This is a genomic window from Millionella massiliensis (assembly GCF_900104655.1).
GTDB classification, from domain to species: Bacteria; Bacteroidota; Bacteroidia; order Bacteroidales; family Rikenellaceae; genus Rikenella; species Rikenella massiliensis.
Genome location: NZ_FNWD01000002.1, coordinates 2,716,905 through 2,733,013 on the forward strand (window position 1 = coordinate 2,716,905; position 16,109 = coordinate 2,733,013).

Here is a 16,109-nt window from a genome sequence, read left to right on the forward strand (position 1 = left end):
ACTCTCGCGGAGAGGTGATCGGGCACTTCCGAAAGAATCCCTGCCGGTGAGCGGGTTTAGGGGAGAACTTTGTATTGCAGATAGGCGTAGTCGGCCGGTTGGTCGATGGTGAAGGTGGCGTAGCCTTCGGGGTTTACTTCGACTTCGCGAACCGTCTGGTTACGCAGGTCGGTGATCTGAAGGGTCTTGCCGGCCACGAATTTCAGCTGTACGGAGTGGGTCGGCTGGGTGTTGTGCAGCTCGCGGAACAGTAGCAGGTAGCCGCTCTGTTGGGCGTCGTCGATGAATTGGAAACCGGCCCAGCTGGCGTTGGTGGGTGTCTCGCCGATCGGGAACGAGTAGCACGAGAACATCGCTTCACGGTGTTGCTTGTAGAGGGCGATCAGCTCTTTCAGTTCGGCACGACCGGGTTCGTCGAGGTACTGGGCGCTCTGGAAAAAGACGGGAATGAAGGGCAGACCCATGGCGAAACAGTAGCCGTGGCCGTGCTGGTTGGCATCGCTGTACCGCGCATCGGCACGTTTGGGGTTCTGGAGCAGCACCTGGAGCTTGTTGCTGTTGAAGTATTTGCTCATCAGCCAGTGTTGGCGCAGCACGTGGTACGGTACCATGATCAGGTGTTCGGGCAGGGCCTCCTGGATGTTCTGGAAGTAGATGCTGCCGTACTCCTTGGCGTAGTACCAGCCGTAGCGCGGATCGGCATATTCGGGGCAGAACGAGAACTGGGTCTTCATCCAAGCGCTCTTCATGATCTCGCGGATGTTCTTGAAGCGGTTCTCAAAGGCGGCGCGGTTGTTGAGGTGGTCGAAGTCGACTTTCCAGGTTACGACGTTGGCCTCTTTGAGGTTGAGCAGCAGGTCTTGCTGTTTGGCGCGTTGGATGGCAACCCACAGACCGAGTTTCAGGTGGTTCTTGCGACAGGCTTCGGTGATGTTTTTCCAGCCGTCGGGATAGCTCGGACGGAATACCTCCTTGTCGCCGCCCCAGGGGTTGATCTGCCAGCCGTCGTCGATGCGCAGCACGTCGATACCCAGATCGGCCAGCAGGGGAATCTCCTTGAGCAGGTAGTCTTCCTGTGCGAATTGAGCTCCGCCGGGATTGGCCGGGCCCCAGGTGTCGTTGATAATCATGATGTCGCGTTCCGGGAAGACGGGGTAGCGGGCGCGGTCGAAGCGTTTGAGTGCCAGTTGCATGCCGTCATTGCCGCCGGCATAGACGATGGTCCAGTTGGCCCAGCATTCGCGGAAACGGTCGGGGACGATCTCCGACGGGGTCAGCCCCCAGCCGGTGACGAACAGCCCTTTCGGGCCGGCATAGAAACTGCCGGTGTTGTGGCCCTGCTGGTTGACGCACTTGTGCGACTCTTTGACCACGATCACCCCTTCGTCGCCGTATTCGGTGCTGATGCCGCTGGCCCAGTTGATGTCTTCGTCCTGGAAGACGGGGTAGCCCACGACGACCTCTTCGCGAAGCATGTCACGGCTCTGGTCGTGGCGCGATCCGGGGTCGTTGTAGTAGCCCCAGTAGCGACGCTGGTTGGGCAGCGAGTAGTCGAGGGGCAGGTATTCGGCGCGGCCGCTGGGTACCGAGAGGGTGTGGCCGTAGTAGTTGCGGGTCGATTCGCTTTCGGGGAGTCCTTCGGGGTTGAACCCTTCGAGGGCTTTGGCGCGGAGTTGGACGCGCAGACCGGGCGCATCGGGGAAGAGCCACACGACGTGTTGCAACTCGAGGTGGGCCGAGTCGTAGCGGAATTGCGTGACAACCTCCAGATGGGGGTTGATGAATCCGTCGTCATCGCTCTTGCGGACGTCGAGTGAGACGAGGGTGGCGCGGCTGTCGGGGCCGATGGCGCCGGGCAGATCCCAGTCGCAGGCGATGGGGGTCTCTTTGCCCCAGGTCCGGTGGCGGGTGAGGTCGGTGACCGAGTGGGTCTTCAGACCGGCCGGGGTCAGTACCCATTTGCGCTCGATCTGTCCGGTCGAGGCGATCAACGTGTCGCCATCGACGCGGACGGCTGCGTTGCCGAGGTGTTTGTTGAGGCCGGCGGGGAGGCTCTGTGCCAAGGCCGGAGTGCTGCATAACAGGATGCCGCATACACTGGCCCAAAACGTTTTTTTCTTCATTTTCATATTGTTGAGTTTGGAATTTCGGGTGGAATTCTAAATGTATTTATTACAATATGTAGGTGTAAAAATTTTATCTTTTATAATATTGAATTATAAAATCAAGGCAATTTATAAATAATATTTGGAATTAACAATAGGCGTGCGGGTCTTTTTGTGAAAAAAGCAAGTTGCGAGCCGGTCGATATCGGGTCGTGGTCGGACGAACGCCGCGCCTGATTGGGGTAAAGCGGTGACGTTGCCTCAAACGGAACGAGCCGGAATCCCTGATGGGATTCCGGCTCGCGCCACGAAAGGATGGAGCAAATGAAGCGGGTTTAGGGTCGGGAGGTATTCCGACGTGCGGCCGCCTCCTGTTCCGGGGTCCAGTATTTACAGTCCAGTTCCAGGAAGGTGGTGGTGTAGGGCAGGGTCAGCTTGCTCTTGACGATGATGACGCGATAGAGGTTGCTGGCGCTGTCCAGCTTCCGGATCAGCGCTTCGTGGGGCAGGTAGGTGACCTTTGTTTCGCCCAGCGTGTTGTTCGTCTGGTTGCGGAACTCGTCGATGCCCGGGCAGGTCGTTTCGGTCAGCATCTCCGACTCACGATCTTGATAGACGTGGGCAAAAACGTGGGGCTGCTCTCTGATCGCGCTCCAGATGCTCTTCAGCGTCTCGCCGTACGATTCGCCGGAGTAGAGGGTCGTGATGCCGGGATTGGTCTGCAACGGGTAGGCCATGTCGGCGATGACGATCCAGTTGCGGTGACCCAGCAGCGGAAGCTGGCTTTGCAGTTCCGCTTTCCAGTCCGCAGCAGAAGCTGCGGGGCTGGAGGAACAGGTGGCTGCGGGGCAGACGTTGTTTTCGGCATTGTTCCGGGAGGTGCCGTTGCAGGCTACGCTTCCCAGTGCGAGCAGGGCAAGCCCCGCGATGGTAAGTCGTCGCATGGCGGTCTACAGTTTATAGGTTTGCGATTGGCCGGCCGTGAGTTGTTTGGTCTTTGACTTGACGGTGCGGTCGCCCACCGTCAGGCCGCCGCCGATGTTCAGGTCGCCCTTGAGCACGGTCAGCGTGGCGTCGTTCTCCGTGATGCGGCAGGTGCCCCAGGCGTAGCCGTTGCTCCAGAAGTAGGTGCCCGGCGTGGCGGTGAAGTGCATCCGTCCTTCGACACCCGAGTAGCGGAAGTCGCTCCAGGCGATCAGACTGGCCCAGCTGGCCATCGAACGGGCATAGTGGTAACCGCATTCGGGTTCGTTGAAGGGGTTGCGTTTGGCTCCGTCGAAACGGTCGCGGATCGCCTGGATGCAGGTCAGCGCGTCGTCGCTCATCCCTTCGTAGATCATCCCTGCGGCGGCGGTGTATTCAAAACCGGTCATCACTTCGGCGAAGTAGGGGAATGGCACTTCGAGACGTCCGTGGGGCCACGAACCCATCAGCAGGCCGGCTTCGTTGCCCATGACGTACGAACGCATGTTGTTGAAGTGGCGGCTGAAGTCGGGCACGAAGTTGTACTTCATGATGCTGTGGAGGGTGGTTTGGATATGTTCCTTGTTACCGAGGTAGCCCAGACCGCAGATGTGGGCCATGTATTGCCCTACGAGCTGGTCGACCAGACAGCCGCGGCCCAGCTGGAAGTCGGGAATCTGGACGTCGGCAGCGGTGGTGTCGATGAATTCGAAGGTCTCGGGATCGGTGATGCGGTGTTCGTAGTACTCGCCGTTGAAGAGGTTTTCGTCCATCCACTGGCTGCCCTGTTCAAAGAGTTTGCGGCACTTGCGGGCGAACTCCTTGTCGTTCATCGCCTTGGCCATCTCTTCGGCGGCACGCAGCGCGCCCATGTACCAGAAACCCATCTGGGGATTCGGACCGTAGTAGTTGACGTCCATGGTGTTGTGCTGGCATCCCTCCATCACGCCGTCCTGATTGCCGTCCCAGCCCTTTTCGACCCAGGCGAACGAGAGGACGCGTTTGACGGGTTCCCAGTACTGTTTCAGAAACTCCTGGTCGCCCGAGAGTTGCCATTCGCGGTAGACCTTCATGATGCAGCCCATCTGGCCGTCGGCAGCGGCGGCTCCGCCCGAAGCGGCATTGGCCAGCGGCAGGGCGGCGCGGAAGTTCATCAGCCCGTCGGGACGGGTGGCGTAGTTGAATTCGACGTCACGCATGGTGCGGGCCAGGTCGCCGAAGAGGAACGGGGTGGCCACTTCGTAGTTCCAGACGTGGGTGCAGGAACCCTGGCACGAGCCGAAGCGGTCCATGATCCCTTCCCAACCCATCAGGTGGCCGCTGGGCAGGCGGAAGACGGTCTGCGAGCGGAGGGCGCAGAGGTTGAAGAGTGCGGCCTCTTTGATGACTTCCGGATAGGTGCTTTCGAGCAGGGCGCGGACGAACATCAGCGTTTCGTCTTCGAGTTCGGACAGCTGGGGCACGATCTTGCGGGCGGCATCCCAGGCGTCGGCGTACTGGGTGCTGTAGTAGTTGCCCACGACGGTCGGCGACCAGGCCTTGCGGTTGGGGAAGTTCCAGGTGAGGTAGAAGACGAAGGTCTCGCTCTGGTGCGGGGCGATGGTCTTGCTGACGGCCAGCGAAGCCATCGGGTCGGGTTCCGGTGCCTTCTCGCGTTCGGTCATGATGCCGTCGTCGCTGAAGTCGTCCCAGAAGTTGAGGATGGCGTTGTTCCACGCGTCGGCTTTCGACGAGGTGCGGTAGCTGACCTGTCCGTCGGTGTCGTCGGTGGTCAGGGCGATGGTGCCCCAGGCCGGATCCTGCGGATCGACCCCTTCGGAGTAGAGGTAGATCCCTTTCAGACCGTCGCTCTCGCGGTATTCGTTGTTGTTGCGGTCGGCGCCCGTGGGGATGTAGTCGCCTTTCCAGTCGTTGTAGAATTTGCTGCCGTCCTTGCCGACGAAGTTACGCATCGAACCGCAGATCGAGACGGTCATCGGGGTGTCGCCCGTGTTGGTCACTTCGTAGGCGAGTACGGCGATCGGCATGCCGCTGGCATCGGCATCGCCCGGAACCAGCGGGTTGAATCCCTTGATGCGTACGGTGGCGGGCAGCTGCGGGTCGGAGAGGTTCACCTGTCCGAAGGGGTAGGCGGCGTCGAAGGAGGCGTTGGCAAAGCGCGGAAAACCGTGGTGGTTCACCGGACGCCCTTCGTAGTGCATGTACTCCTGGCTGTAGAGTGGTCCTTCGAGCAGGCTGGTGGTCGAGGCGCCGCCTTCGGGTTTCATGTAGATGGCAAAGAAGGGGGCGTTGTTACCGGTGGTCACGGTGCTGTATCGTTTGCCGGGCACGTTCATGATCTCCCAGTCGCGGAGTTCGCCGCGGCCGCCGAGCGATACGTTTCCGGTGCCGATGCCACCGAGCGGCAGGGCTACCTGATAGAGGTGTTCGCTGTCGTAGTGTTTCAGTACGGGCCATTCTGCCGGCGTCCAGTTGCTGGCCCCGGCACTCAGGATACTGCTTGCCCCAAGCAGTACGAGGAGGCGTTTTTTGGTGTTCATCGAGTGCTTAAGTGTTTGGTTCTGTGATGGGTGGAGGCCCTGCGCGGCGTTGCGTGGAGTCGGTCTCCACAGCAAAGGTAATGATTAGTTTGATTTTTGGAACAAAGTTCCAAAAATAAATCTTCTTTTTATTATCTGTGAGTTACGATCGTGCTGATAGGGGAGGGGTGATCTTCTCGGGGGGGAGTGTTTTGACCGGCAGGATGGGTGCGCTGCCGATTCCGCTGGTGTTTAAAATTCAACAGATACGAAGCGTTTTGCTAAATACGGGGTGTTTCGTATGAAATGCGGCCTCTTTTATATATCTTCAACAACTTTTGTTAAAATTCGTTGCTTATGAAAATACATTGGTTCACTCGAGTCTCGCTGTTGCTCGGCGTTTCGTGTCTGTGCGCCTGCAGTAACAAGGTCGATAACGGATCGTTGTCGGTGACGGTGGCGCCGGACGGCGAAATCGCTTCGATCGAGTATCAGGGTACGCAGTTCCGCGATGTGGCGGGCGACGTCACGCTGGACGGGTACGAAGTGCTGGATGTGCTGGTCGATCGCCAGGCCGATACGGTCTGGGTGTCGAAAACCCTGGCCGACAGTACGGGTCGTACGGCGCAGGTGGTCGAAAGCATTTATCCCACCGAGAGTTCGGTGCGATGGACGTGTGAAGTGATTGGCGATGCCGATCCGTGCAGTGTTCCGATTCGGCTGGGGATGTCTATCCATACGGCCGACTCGGCGGGATTCTGGACCACTTGGGGACGACCGGGTATCCGCCTGGAGGAGATTGCCGACGAAGGCTTCCGGAACGAACTGAAGCTGATGAACACCCCGACGAATAATTGGCTCGACCCGCTGGTTCCGATACCGTTTACCGATACCATATATTATTATGGAGCTCCGGCCGTAACCCCCGAAGCACCGCGGATTGGCTATTGCCCGTTGTCGGGCGACATCATTTCGGTGCCGGTGGCTGTGGCGATCGATCGTGAGCGCGGTGTGGGCATCTCGCTGGTACAGGCGCTGGACGATTACATTCAGGACATGACGCTCGAAACGACCCGCGACGGGCGGATGGTCTTCACGCGGCTCAACCATCGACTGGTCGAGACCAATCCGATCTGCTTCTCGTGCGATATTGTCGGTCACGGGGCCAACTGGCGGGAGTCGCTGGCGTGGATCTGTAACCGCTATCCCGAGTTCTTCGAACCGGAAAACCCGCTGGCTCAAACCATGGGTGGTACGGCGGCCTATACGAACCACGACGTGGATTTCGATGTGGAGAAAATGAAGCGAATGGCGTTCCGCGTGAACTGGCGTGCCAGCTTCGACTTCCCGTATATGGGGATGTTCCTGCCGCCGGTGGATCGGAACGAGGAGTGGACTCGTTTTGGCGGGGGTAAAACCTCGCAGGCCGGGATGGCTGACTATGCAGCCCGCATGAAAGAGATGGGATTTTGTGTTCTGAACTATTTTAACGTCACGGAATTCGGTGCACGTGTTTCCGAACAGGTGCCGCCGCGTTCGACCGCACCGGGTGAGGAGTGGAAAAACAGTGACGACTATCTGTACGGTGTGCTGCGGCCGGCGATTCTGCGCGTTCCCGATTCGATGAACGTCCAGGGAACGATATATTCCAAAGTCCGGAATGGCGGCATGTTCTATACCTGGGAAGACGGGGTGGTGATGGACTGCGGTGTGCCGGTCTATGCCGATTTCCTGCTGGAGCAGACGGATCGTCACCTGCAGCAGATTCCCGATGCCTATGGGTTCTGCATCGACCGGATGGACTGGCTGCGCATGTTCAATCTGGATCGGGACGACGGCCGGAGCTGGTTCAACGATCAGCCGGCCGGTTCGCTGATTCTCTCCTGGCATTCGTTCATGGATCGTTTCGCCGAGAAGGTGCACGGTGCCGGGAAGGTGATCTTCGTGAACAACCACACCAAACGTATCGACCTGCTGCGGCATGCGGACGGGATTCTCGACGAGTTCACCAATTACGAGAGTGCGCTCAATGCAACGGCATTCCTGGTGCTGAAAAAGCCGTTCCTGGGCTGGACTCCTTCGGTCGGCGATCTGCAGGTGGACGGGCCGGACAACTTCTTCCAGAAGTACCTCTATATGGGAGCTTTCCCCATGTGTCCTTTCCCGGGCAACGACCATTCCATCCGTCCCGACGAGTGGGGCGACCGGCAGTATCTCGATTATGGACCGCTGATGAAACAGCTTGAGGGTCGCCAGTGGGTGCTCAGCGCGACTCCCGTGGAGGTCGTTGCGGATAATGCGAAGGCCAATGTATTCGAAGTGCCCGACGGCTATGTCGTTCCGGTTGTCTATGCGCGTGACAGTACGGTCGGTGTGGATCTGGGGGTATTGAACGGGGGCGGTGAATGGTCTGTGGAGGCATGGCATCCCGGAAAAGATATGCCGCAATCGCTGCCCGTCGTGCGTAATGCAGCGGGTGAGACTCCCCGGATCGATGTGCCTGTGGTACGCGGTTGCGTCGTGCTGCACATCCGGAAAAACAGTTGATCGAGTTGCGTGACCGATACGGATGGCCCACTGCGTAAGAATGGCTCCCGTTGTCGGTCGAAGCGATAATCTTTTTTGGGAAAAGTAGATGGGGATTGTCCCCATGCTGTTGTATTCGAGCGTTCCGGGAACCAAACCCGGAACGCTCGAATGTTATATGGCGGAGCCTTGGGGCACGAATGGGAATGGACGGTTGTGGTGGAGGACTATGGCACAGCCGGAAACTCGCGGATGCGTCGGATCAGTGCGTCTATGTTGGGATTGTCGTGCAGCGGTACGATAAATTGCATGCGCGACGGTGCAAGCACGCGTCCCGACCCGCACGCTCAACCCCGAACAGCATGGGGTCGCCCTGGTAGATCGGGAAGATGAAATTGAAGATCGGGGCGGTTAGGGTGATACCCTGCAGATCGGCCAGCCCCGGTTCCCCCTTCACGAAGTAGCGGATGTGGTCTAACTGTCGCACAACCGCTAAAGAGTCGGTGTCGAGCAGTGGCCAGCAGATGAGGACCAGACCGAACAGACATTGTGGGAGAGCGCTGGGATGTCGAGTCGGAATCATCGACATACGTATCTCTTTAGTTTAATGAGATTCCATACATTGTGGTGGTATGGTGGAGCAATGTAACACGAAGCACAAAATAGAGCGCGTGTCGCGCACTCGTTTCATGCCATTCTATGAATAATATAATTCCCGGCTTGGTCCGTCGCCTGTCTCAAAAAATGACGGCTCCAAGCCGGGAATGTCAGTCCCTATTGTCGCCTCATCTCAAAATCACTTACATCAGTAACGATGTAATCTTTGATTCGGTCATATAATTTAGGTCCGAGTGTTTCGTTTTCCGAATCTTGAAGATGATAAATGTCCCATATATTATCATGGTATGGGGGAGCCAGGGAGATGTTGAGTATGGTATATGGTTTTTTTTGCATGTCTCTTAATCCCAGCTCTTCATTGGTAATAAAGTACAAGGCAATACCATTAATCAACTCTGCTTTGCTTGTATCTCGTTTCCATCCCGTGTCACTGAAGATTAGTTTCCCAACGGGAAGCTGGCTTCTCCACTCGTCCAATATGAGCGAAACAGGTTGCCCGATAAAACGTTGCTTGCCTTCTACGAAATTTTTCTTGAGATAGGCAACGGTATCTCCGTTGCACTCTGCGAGTGTTGTTTTCTGTTGTGCCTGCGCCAAGGTGATGCAACCCAGGGCGAGCAGTGATAAAATCAAACGTTTCATGACAATCTGATTAGTAAATCTCTAATTATTTGACTTAAAACCAGTGTGTTGAAGTCAGTGCTGTGTGTTATTTTATCATATTTAGATAATAATGTATGGTACCTATGCCTTTACACCATCGGTAATATTTATCAGGTTTAGCGTACGGATTCGGGGAAAATGAAACATAATTTAAAATTTTCTGTCGAAGCGTGATAAATCTGGTAATAGGGATTGTATTGGCTGGTACTTTATTTTCAAAAGCAAAACCAACATCAACGGGTTGCATTTCCCCGGTAAGAATGATTTCAATTGACAGCCAGACATCCCCATATTTTACTTGTTCTTCGGGAAGGAATGTCTCCTCAAAAGCTCGTTTGAAAATAGAGTAATCATCGGGATCGGCTGTAACGGAGCTGGATATTTTATCAAAGTCATATTTATTGCTGTTTTGCAATCCGATATGATTTTTAAAAATTGAACATTCCCATGTAGTAGAGTCATTTATATGGAAATGAATTCCATTTCTATAGTCGTTCTGCGCAATTGCCGATACAGACATTATTACCGCAATCATTGAAAGTAGCGTCCTCGTGGCCGTTTTATTTTTGAGCGTTATCAACCGCTTTAAATTCCCAATTGGGATTACCTGCGGGATATTGGGTACAATATTCACCATAATCTTGAGATTAAAGTATCCTTAGCTTCAGGAGTCAACGTTTGCGTGAAATTGTTAGTTTGAATTTTCAGGTCATTAACAAATGCTGTTATAATATTTTGTGGCGTTTCGCTTCCCAAAGGATTCAAATAATTAATCGATCCTGGTAGTGCGGAACTGATTGATTACAATAGTTCCATACACTCTTGCTTCAAATTTCATGCAACATACGGATTATCGAAAAGGATAAATTGATATGCATGGGAATGTATCCTCAATCAATCCGTTTCGCAATCCGTCTGCATCGACGTTGATGTATTTAATGTAGTGGTATTTGTAGCTTTAGTATACGTGGCTACTGAGTGTTCGTACAGTCGTGATTAGTACCCCTGTTACCGTTATTTGTATTGCCATTTTTACCCTTGATTTTCAAAGTCACCAATACAGTATTCGAAGCCGCAAAGCGGACAGTAGTCCTGAGTATTTGGACCAACTACAGTCACCTCATCTGTTATAGTGGGATCTTCTTCTGTCCTGATATAATTTCATATTTGTTATGTAAGGATGTGGGCCTAAAAATTACCCTGTATTCTATTCTCTGGGTTGCGGCGAGGAATACAGGGTAAAAAAGGTGTGAAGTGTGGGCGTCGGGGGGCGGACGGGATCACTCCCGGATTTTGATTTTGGTGTCGTCGCGGAAGCGGCTCATGTCGCTGACGATAACGGTTTCGCCGGGTTCCAACCCTTCGAGCACTTCGACAAATTCGTAACTGCTCTCGCCGAGCACGACGTTCCGTTTGTAGGCCTTGCCGTCCGACACGACCCACATTTCGTAGTTTCCGGGGCCGTGGTAGAACGAGCGGTTGGCCAGCCGGATGACGTCGTCCTTGACCGAGTTGATCACAAACACGTCGGCTTTGAGACCCGACCGGAGCTTGGGATCGTCGTTGACTTCGAGGGTCACGGTGAATCGGATGGTTCCGTTGTCGACGGCCGGCACGACGTTACCGACGATGCCCGCGAGCCGGGTGTTTCCGATCTCGACCACGACCTGGTTGCCCGGGGTCACCTTGTCGGCATAGGTGTCGGCGATCTCGGCGTCGATCTTGAAGTGCGACAGGTCGGAGACGATGGCCAACTGTTCGCCCTGTCCGACAGTGGCTCCGATCTGGTCGTTGACCCAGGTGAGGGTTGCGGCACGCGGGGCACGCACCTGGGCATCACCCATTGTTTTCTGGGCCAGTGCGAAGTTCTTCTGGGCAATATTGTAGTCCAGTTCCGAGACGCGCAGGTTGGCCTCCGTGTTCTTGACCAGGTTGGCGTATTTGAGTTTGAGCTGGTCGTACTGCATGGCCTGTACGGCGAGTTCGAGTTCAGCCTGGCGGATCTTGTCGGGGGTGCTGGCTCCGATGCTGTCCATGTATTTTTCGTTGAGCAGCTGGACTTCGGACCGTTCGAGACGCATGCTGTCGATGCGGATCTGCATGGCCATTTCGGAGAGTTGGGTTTCGGCGTCGGAGATCTGCTGTTCGATCTGGCTGCGTTTCATTTCGAGTTCGTCGCGTTGCCGTTCGAAGTCGGTGTTGGTGGCGGCCAGGTCGAGCTTGAGGATGGTGTCGCCCTCCTGGAGTTGTTCGCCGGAGCGGCGGTACACTTCGAGCACTTTGGACGAGACGGGCGAGGCGATGATCTCTTCGAAGAGAGGGACGACCTTGCCGGAGGCGGTGACGGAGACTTCGAGCGATCCCAGGTCTGTCGTGGCGGTGCTGATCGACGAGGCGTCGATGCCGGAGCGGAGCACGCTCACCAGCACGATGAACAGCACGAGGACGACGGTGCCGATCGAGGCCAGTCGGATGATCTGTTTGCGTTTGCGTTGTCGGATGATCTCCTGGGGTAGTTGTGTATCCATAGGGTCGGGGGACGGGATTTACTTGGGTTGGAAATTATAGACGATATTGCTTTGGGTACCAAAGTCGTAGAGGGTGATCTGGCGCAGGTTGTAGAGGTAGAGCCAGGAGTAGTAGAGCTGGTTGATATAGTTTCGTTTGGCAGTGTTTTCTTCGGTCTGCGCGGAGTTGATGTCCAGCACGTTGATCTGTCCCATCACGAAGGTTTCGAAGGCGGTTCGGTAGCGGCGCTGGGCGACGGTGTCGGCCATGCGGTAGACGGAGGTCAGTCCGGCCTGGTCCTGGTATCGCTGTACGGCCAGGGTCACACTCTGTTCGAAGTCGAGGTTGTCCTGTCGCACCTGGTTCTTTTCGACTTCGGCCTGCGACTTGGCCAGCTGGACGCGTCCTTTGCCCTGTCCCCAGTCGAGGATCGGGATGCGTACTCCGAGGCTGGCTACCTGATAGTTCTTCAGGTTGCGGTAGCTGTCGGTGAAGGTTTTGTCGCTGCCGGTGAAGCCGATCGAGGCGTAGACGTTCACCTGGAAACCGCGGTTGGCACGGGCGTTGGCGATGATCTGCTGGGCTTCGAGCAGGCGGCGGCGGGTGTTGTGGTTGATGGGGTTGTTCCGTTTGGCCAGCTCCATCACCTGATCCAGCGTAATGTCGTAGGTGGGGGCTTCGTCGGGTACGTCGACATTGATCCACATGTCGTTGTTGAAACCCAGGAAGTTGCGGAACGAGTAGACGTTCTCCTTGTAACTCTGCAAGGCGGTGACCACACCGGCTTCGGCGTTGAGCTTGCCGAGTTTGAGCTGCAGCAGGTCGTTGTCCGAGATCAGTCCGCGTTCCTTTTTGGCTTGTGCGATTTCGTAGAGCTGGGTGGCGTTGGCGAGGTTCTGTTCGGCGATCTCCTTGTTGACGATCGAGAGCAGCAGGTTGAAGTAGTATTGGATGGTCTTGATGGAGACGGTCTCCATGTCGACAGCAAACTGCTGGATGGCCGCTTTGTAGCGTTCGGGTTCGATCTTCATCGACCAGTACAGCGGGCGCGAGGTGATCAGGGGTTGTTCGAGGCTGATGACTGCCGGTACGCTGAGCCAGCTGGTCAGGGGGGCTCCGTCGAGCTGCTGGATGCGTTGCAGCTGCGACTGGATCGAGATCGTACCGCCGGTGTAGGGGATATTCTGGGTGATGGAGATGCCGGCGCTGCCCGAGAGCGAACTGCTGGGGATGAATTCATAGGTTCCGTCCTCTTTCTGGTAGTTGGTGAGCGAGCGGTTCAGGCTGGGGAGGGTGCCGCTGAAGGTCATCGAGGGGAGCAGGTCGGCTTTGTAGTTGCGGTAGGTCCAGTAGGCCGATTCCAGCGTATTCTTGGCGATCATGGCGTCGATGGACTGCACCGATGCGATGGCCAGTGCCTGATCGAGTGTCAGCCGCATGGTGTCGACGCTCGTCTGGGTTTGGGCGTGGCACTCGGCCAGACTTGTGCCGAGTGCCGCACCAAACAGTAGCAGGAGTATCTTTGTTTTCTTCATGGGGGAGAACCGGTAGGGGGCTTATTCGTTATGGGGTGCTTCGGCGGGGCGTGGGACTACGCCTGTATTTTTCCGTCGGCCATGCGCACGATGCGGGAGGTCTGGGCGGCGATTTTCTCGTCGTGGGTCACCATCACGATGGTGGTTCCGTCGGCGTTGAGCTGCTTGAGGATGGCCATGATTTCGGCACCCATCTTGGAGTCGAGGTTACCGGTCGGTTCGTCGGCGAGGATCACTTCGGGTGCCCCCATCAGGGCGCGGGCTATGGCCACACGCTGGCACTGACCGCCCGAGAGCTGGGTGGGGAAGTGTTTCATGCGGTGGGCCAGGTCGACCTTGGCGAGCACCTCTTCGGCCCGTTTGCGCATCTGTGCGGAACTCATCTCCCGGGGGCGGTAGAGCATGGGCAGCAACACGTTGTCCAGCACGTTCAAGGCCGGAATCAGGTGGAAACTCTGGAAGATGAATCCGAGTTTTCGGTTGCGCAGGGCGGCGAGTTGTTTGTCGGTCATGCCGGCGCTGTTGACGCCGTCGATGGTCAGCGAGCCGGATGTGGGTTCGTCGAGCAGCCCCATGATGTTGAGCATGGTGGATTTGCCGCATCCGGAGGGCCCCATGATAGAGACGAACTCTCCCTTTTCGATGGTCAGGCTTACGCCGTCGAGTGCTTTGGTTTGTACTTCACTGGTATAGAATGTTTTGCAGATGTTGTCAAGGGTAATCATCGGCGGGAGAGGATTTAGGGATGAATTTTTGATGTTCCTATATTTTCGATGCTAAGAGGACGTGAGTTGTACCACGTTCAAATTTGTTTTGTTGGTTACGATATAAAAATCGATAAGGATAAGCGTCTTGTTTTTTATACTGTGCGGGTTGTTGTGCTGTTTGTTTGTCGTATTTATTTATTTATCTGTTAGCGAGTGTATCTCCCGGAGCAAGTGTGAGCGAGCGTTTCAAGTAGCGGATGCCGTTGCTCGTATCTGCTTGTGCACAAGCGATTGCACCCATGTAGCACCAGGGGCTGCACAAGTTGGGTAGTGCCTCGACGGCCTGGTTTAGCAGGGAAAGAGATGTTTCCCATTGGTTGAAGATAAACATTATTTTTCCATAATGTGCAAACTTTATAACATTATTAGGTGTATTTTTTTTAGAATCCTGTGGATTGTTGTAGGTGGAGGGGGTTATTGTATGGCTTGAAGATTAGATTGTTAGCCTGTATGTTAAATAGTTCTGATATTTTTGCAAACATGGCCGTATCCGTTTGGCGTATGGCCTGCCATAGCGGGGTCTCCAACAGGGACGGGGGAACTCGTTGGTTTTCATGTGTGATTTGTTTTTTTTAGTCCATGCTATAATCAACACCTGAAAACGATCGGCTTTCAGGGAGTGTATTTTGATTTCCTGGGTGATTGCGGCATGCAAAAATATGTTTGATATGGATAGCCTGATACTTTATAATTCGGCAAAAATGATTAATATTGTGTATAATATTTATCAAATTATTGTGCCGTGAGAGGAAAATTTTATGTATTATGTTTGCCTTATGTGGCTGCATCGCACGGGCGCAAAATGCGAGGGGCGAAACAAAAGTGCTCACTCTCTTCGAAGGAAAAGCAATCGAACAACTGGACATCAAAGGACAATTCGATGTCGAAATTCGACAGGGTACAACGCCTGGTTTCACCATCGAGGTCCCGGCAGAAGTTGTGGTGGACACGAGTTGGCATCCGGACGACTGGGAAATCCGTTCGGAAAATCCCTCCCAACCCAACCGCACCTTGTACTGCCGTCTGGATGCAGGCCGGCTGCGTCTGGACAACCACTGCAAGGTTCTCGAGAAGCAGGAACGCGGCTCACGAATGTGGTATGCGACCGACTTCTGCGGGCATCTGATTGTTACGGTCCCAAAGCTGAACGTTCTGCGATTCACGATGCGGAAGGGGGGAAGTCTGAGTGTGGACGACCATCTGCCCGTCACGTCGATGGAACTGAAAGTTTGGGGAACTTCGACAAACATCAGCGGTGCAAACTGAAAGCCACCGAATCGATCTCCGTCGAAGTCTTTAACAGCAGCCAATTTGCAGCCGAAATCTGCAATACGCCGAACGTCCGAATCAAAGTGTTCAACAAAGGCTCGGGGCAACTCAAAGTGGACAGCGTCGCCCAGCTGCAGGCCGAAGCGTTTAATAGCGGGACGCTCGACCTGAATGTCGCGAATTGCAGTGTGGCTAACGTCAAGGTCTTCAACAAAGGACAGATAAGCGTCAGTGGCCAAATTGGGGCGCTAACCCAAAAGGCTTTCCAGAACGGAGTGTTGGATATCAGTAACTTGCAGGTCGACAAACTCATCAACGAACAGCAGGTGGTCGTCGCCGGAAAAGTGCAAGCCGGGAACTTGTCCATCGTCTCAAGCGGAGGAAGTTTCAGCTTCGGAAATAAGTCCTGCGTTGTTCAGGCCGCAGACGGCTGCGTATACATCTATGAAGTCGATCAAGCGGCTCAAGACTTGCCTAAGGCTGGGAACCAGCAAAAGATCACGATGGATATCGGTACGTCGGTAATCATCACTGGCGGAGGCTACCAGGTGACCCAGCAGGACGGGAAAATTATTCTGACAAGACTAAAATAATACAGTTTGTCTGTTAACAATGCGGGGAGAGCGCCGTTAGACG

Annotated in this window: 11 protein-coding genes; 3 read left to right on the top strand and 8 right to left on the bottom strand. The window is 55.2% G+C overall.

Going from position 1 to position 16,109, the window contains the following annotated elements:
- Positions 1 to 56 precede the first annotated feature (56 nt).
- The 3 genes from BQ5379_RS10330 to BQ5379_RS10340 all read right to left on the bottom strand — a co-directional run bounded on the left by BQ5379_RS10330 (position 57) and on the right by BQ5379_RS10340 (position 5,608).
- Positions 57 to 2,129: an alpha-amylase family protein gene (locus BQ5379_RS10330; RefSeq protein WP_071135360.1), complete on the bottom strand. Its 2,073-nt coding sequence runs from the start codon at positions 2,127 to 2,129 to the stop codon at positions 57 to 59.
- A gap of 311 nt (positions 2,130 to 2,440) precedes the next feature.
- Entirely contained in the window at positions 2,441 to 3,049 is a 609-nt protein-coding gene (locus tag BQ5379_RS10335; protein WP_205408205.1) for an RbsD/FucU domain-containing protein, read from the bottom strand.
- 6 nt (positions 3,050 to 3,055) lie between these two features.
- Complete coding sequence (locus tag BQ5379_RS10340; protein WP_071135361.1) at positions 3,056 to 5,608, bottom strand: GH116 family glycosyl-hydrolase; 2,553 nt, start codon at positions 5,606 to 5,608, stop codon at positions 3,056 to 3,058.
- Between the two features lie 336 nt (positions 5,609 to 5,944).
- Here BQ5379_RS10340 and BQ5379_RS10345 point away from each other — a divergent pair, with 336 nt between their 5' ends.
- A complete protein-coding gene (locus BQ5379_RS10345; protein ID WP_143039457.1) occupies positions 5,945 to 8,134 on the top strand; it encodes a hypothetical protein in 2,190 nt (729 codons plus the stop codon).
- A 753-nt stretch (positions 8,135 to 8,887) separates the two neighbouring features.
- Here the strand turns inward: BQ5379_RS10345 and BQ5379_RS10355 are convergent.
- The 5 genes from BQ5379_RS10355 to BQ5379_RS10375 all read right to left on the bottom strand — a co-directional run bounded on the left by BQ5379_RS10355 (position 8,888) and on the right by BQ5379_RS10375 (position 14,162).
- On the bottom strand, positions 8,888 to 9,373 hold the full coding sequence (locus BQ5379_RS10355) for a hypothetical protein (RefSeq protein WP_071135364.1): 486 nt from the start codon (positions 9,371 to 9,373) through the stop codon (positions 8,888 to 8,890).
- Between the two features lie 67 nt (positions 9,374 to 9,440).
- The gene (locus BQ5379_RS10360) at positions 9,441 to 10,031 is read right to left on the bottom strand and encodes a hypothetical protein (RefSeq protein WP_143039458.1); all 591 of its coding nucleotides are present in this window, start codon (positions 10,029 to 10,031) and stop codon (positions 9,441 to 9,443) included.
- A 643-nt stretch (positions 10,032 to 10,674) separates the two neighbouring features.
- Positions 10,675 to 11,922 carry an efflux RND transporter periplasmic adaptor subunit gene (locus tag BQ5379_RS10365; protein ID WP_071135366.1) on the bottom strand — a complete coding sequence of 416 codons (1,248 nt, stop codon included), beginning with the start codon at positions 11,920 to 11,922 and terminating at the stop codon, positions 10,675 to 10,677.
- 18 nt (positions 11,923 to 11,940) lie between these two features.
- Entirely contained in the window at positions 11,941 to 13,437 is a 1,497-nt protein-coding gene (locus BQ5379_RS10370; RefSeq protein ID WP_071135367.1) for a TolC family protein, read from the bottom strand.
- 56 nt (positions 13,438 to 13,493) lie between these two features.
- Positions 13,494 to 14,162 carry an ABC transporter ATP-binding protein gene (locus BQ5379_RS10375; protein ID WP_071135368.1) on the bottom strand — a complete coding sequence of 223 codons (669 nt, stop codon included), beginning with the start codon at positions 14,160 to 14,162 and terminating at the stop codon, positions 13,494 to 13,496.
- Positions 14,163 to 14,969: 807 nt separating this feature from the next.
- On the opposite strand from BQ5379_RS10375, the gene BQ5379_RS10380 reads away from it, so the two are divergent.
- Positions 14,970 to 15,470 carry a hypothetical protein gene (locus BQ5379_RS10380; RefSeq protein WP_143039459.1) on the top strand — a complete coding sequence of 167 codons (501 nt, stop codon included), beginning with the start codon at positions 14,970 to 14,972 and terminating at the stop codon, positions 15,468 to 15,470.
- A complete protein-coding gene (locus BQ5379_RS10385; protein ID WP_071135370.1) occupies positions 15,434 to 16,066 on the top strand; it encodes a hypothetical protein in 633 nt (210 codons plus the stop codon). The genes BQ5379_RS10380 and BQ5379_RS10385 overlap by 37 nt, the downstream gene beginning before the upstream one ends.
- The last annotated feature ends 43 nt before the right edge of the window (positions 16,067 to 16,109 follow it).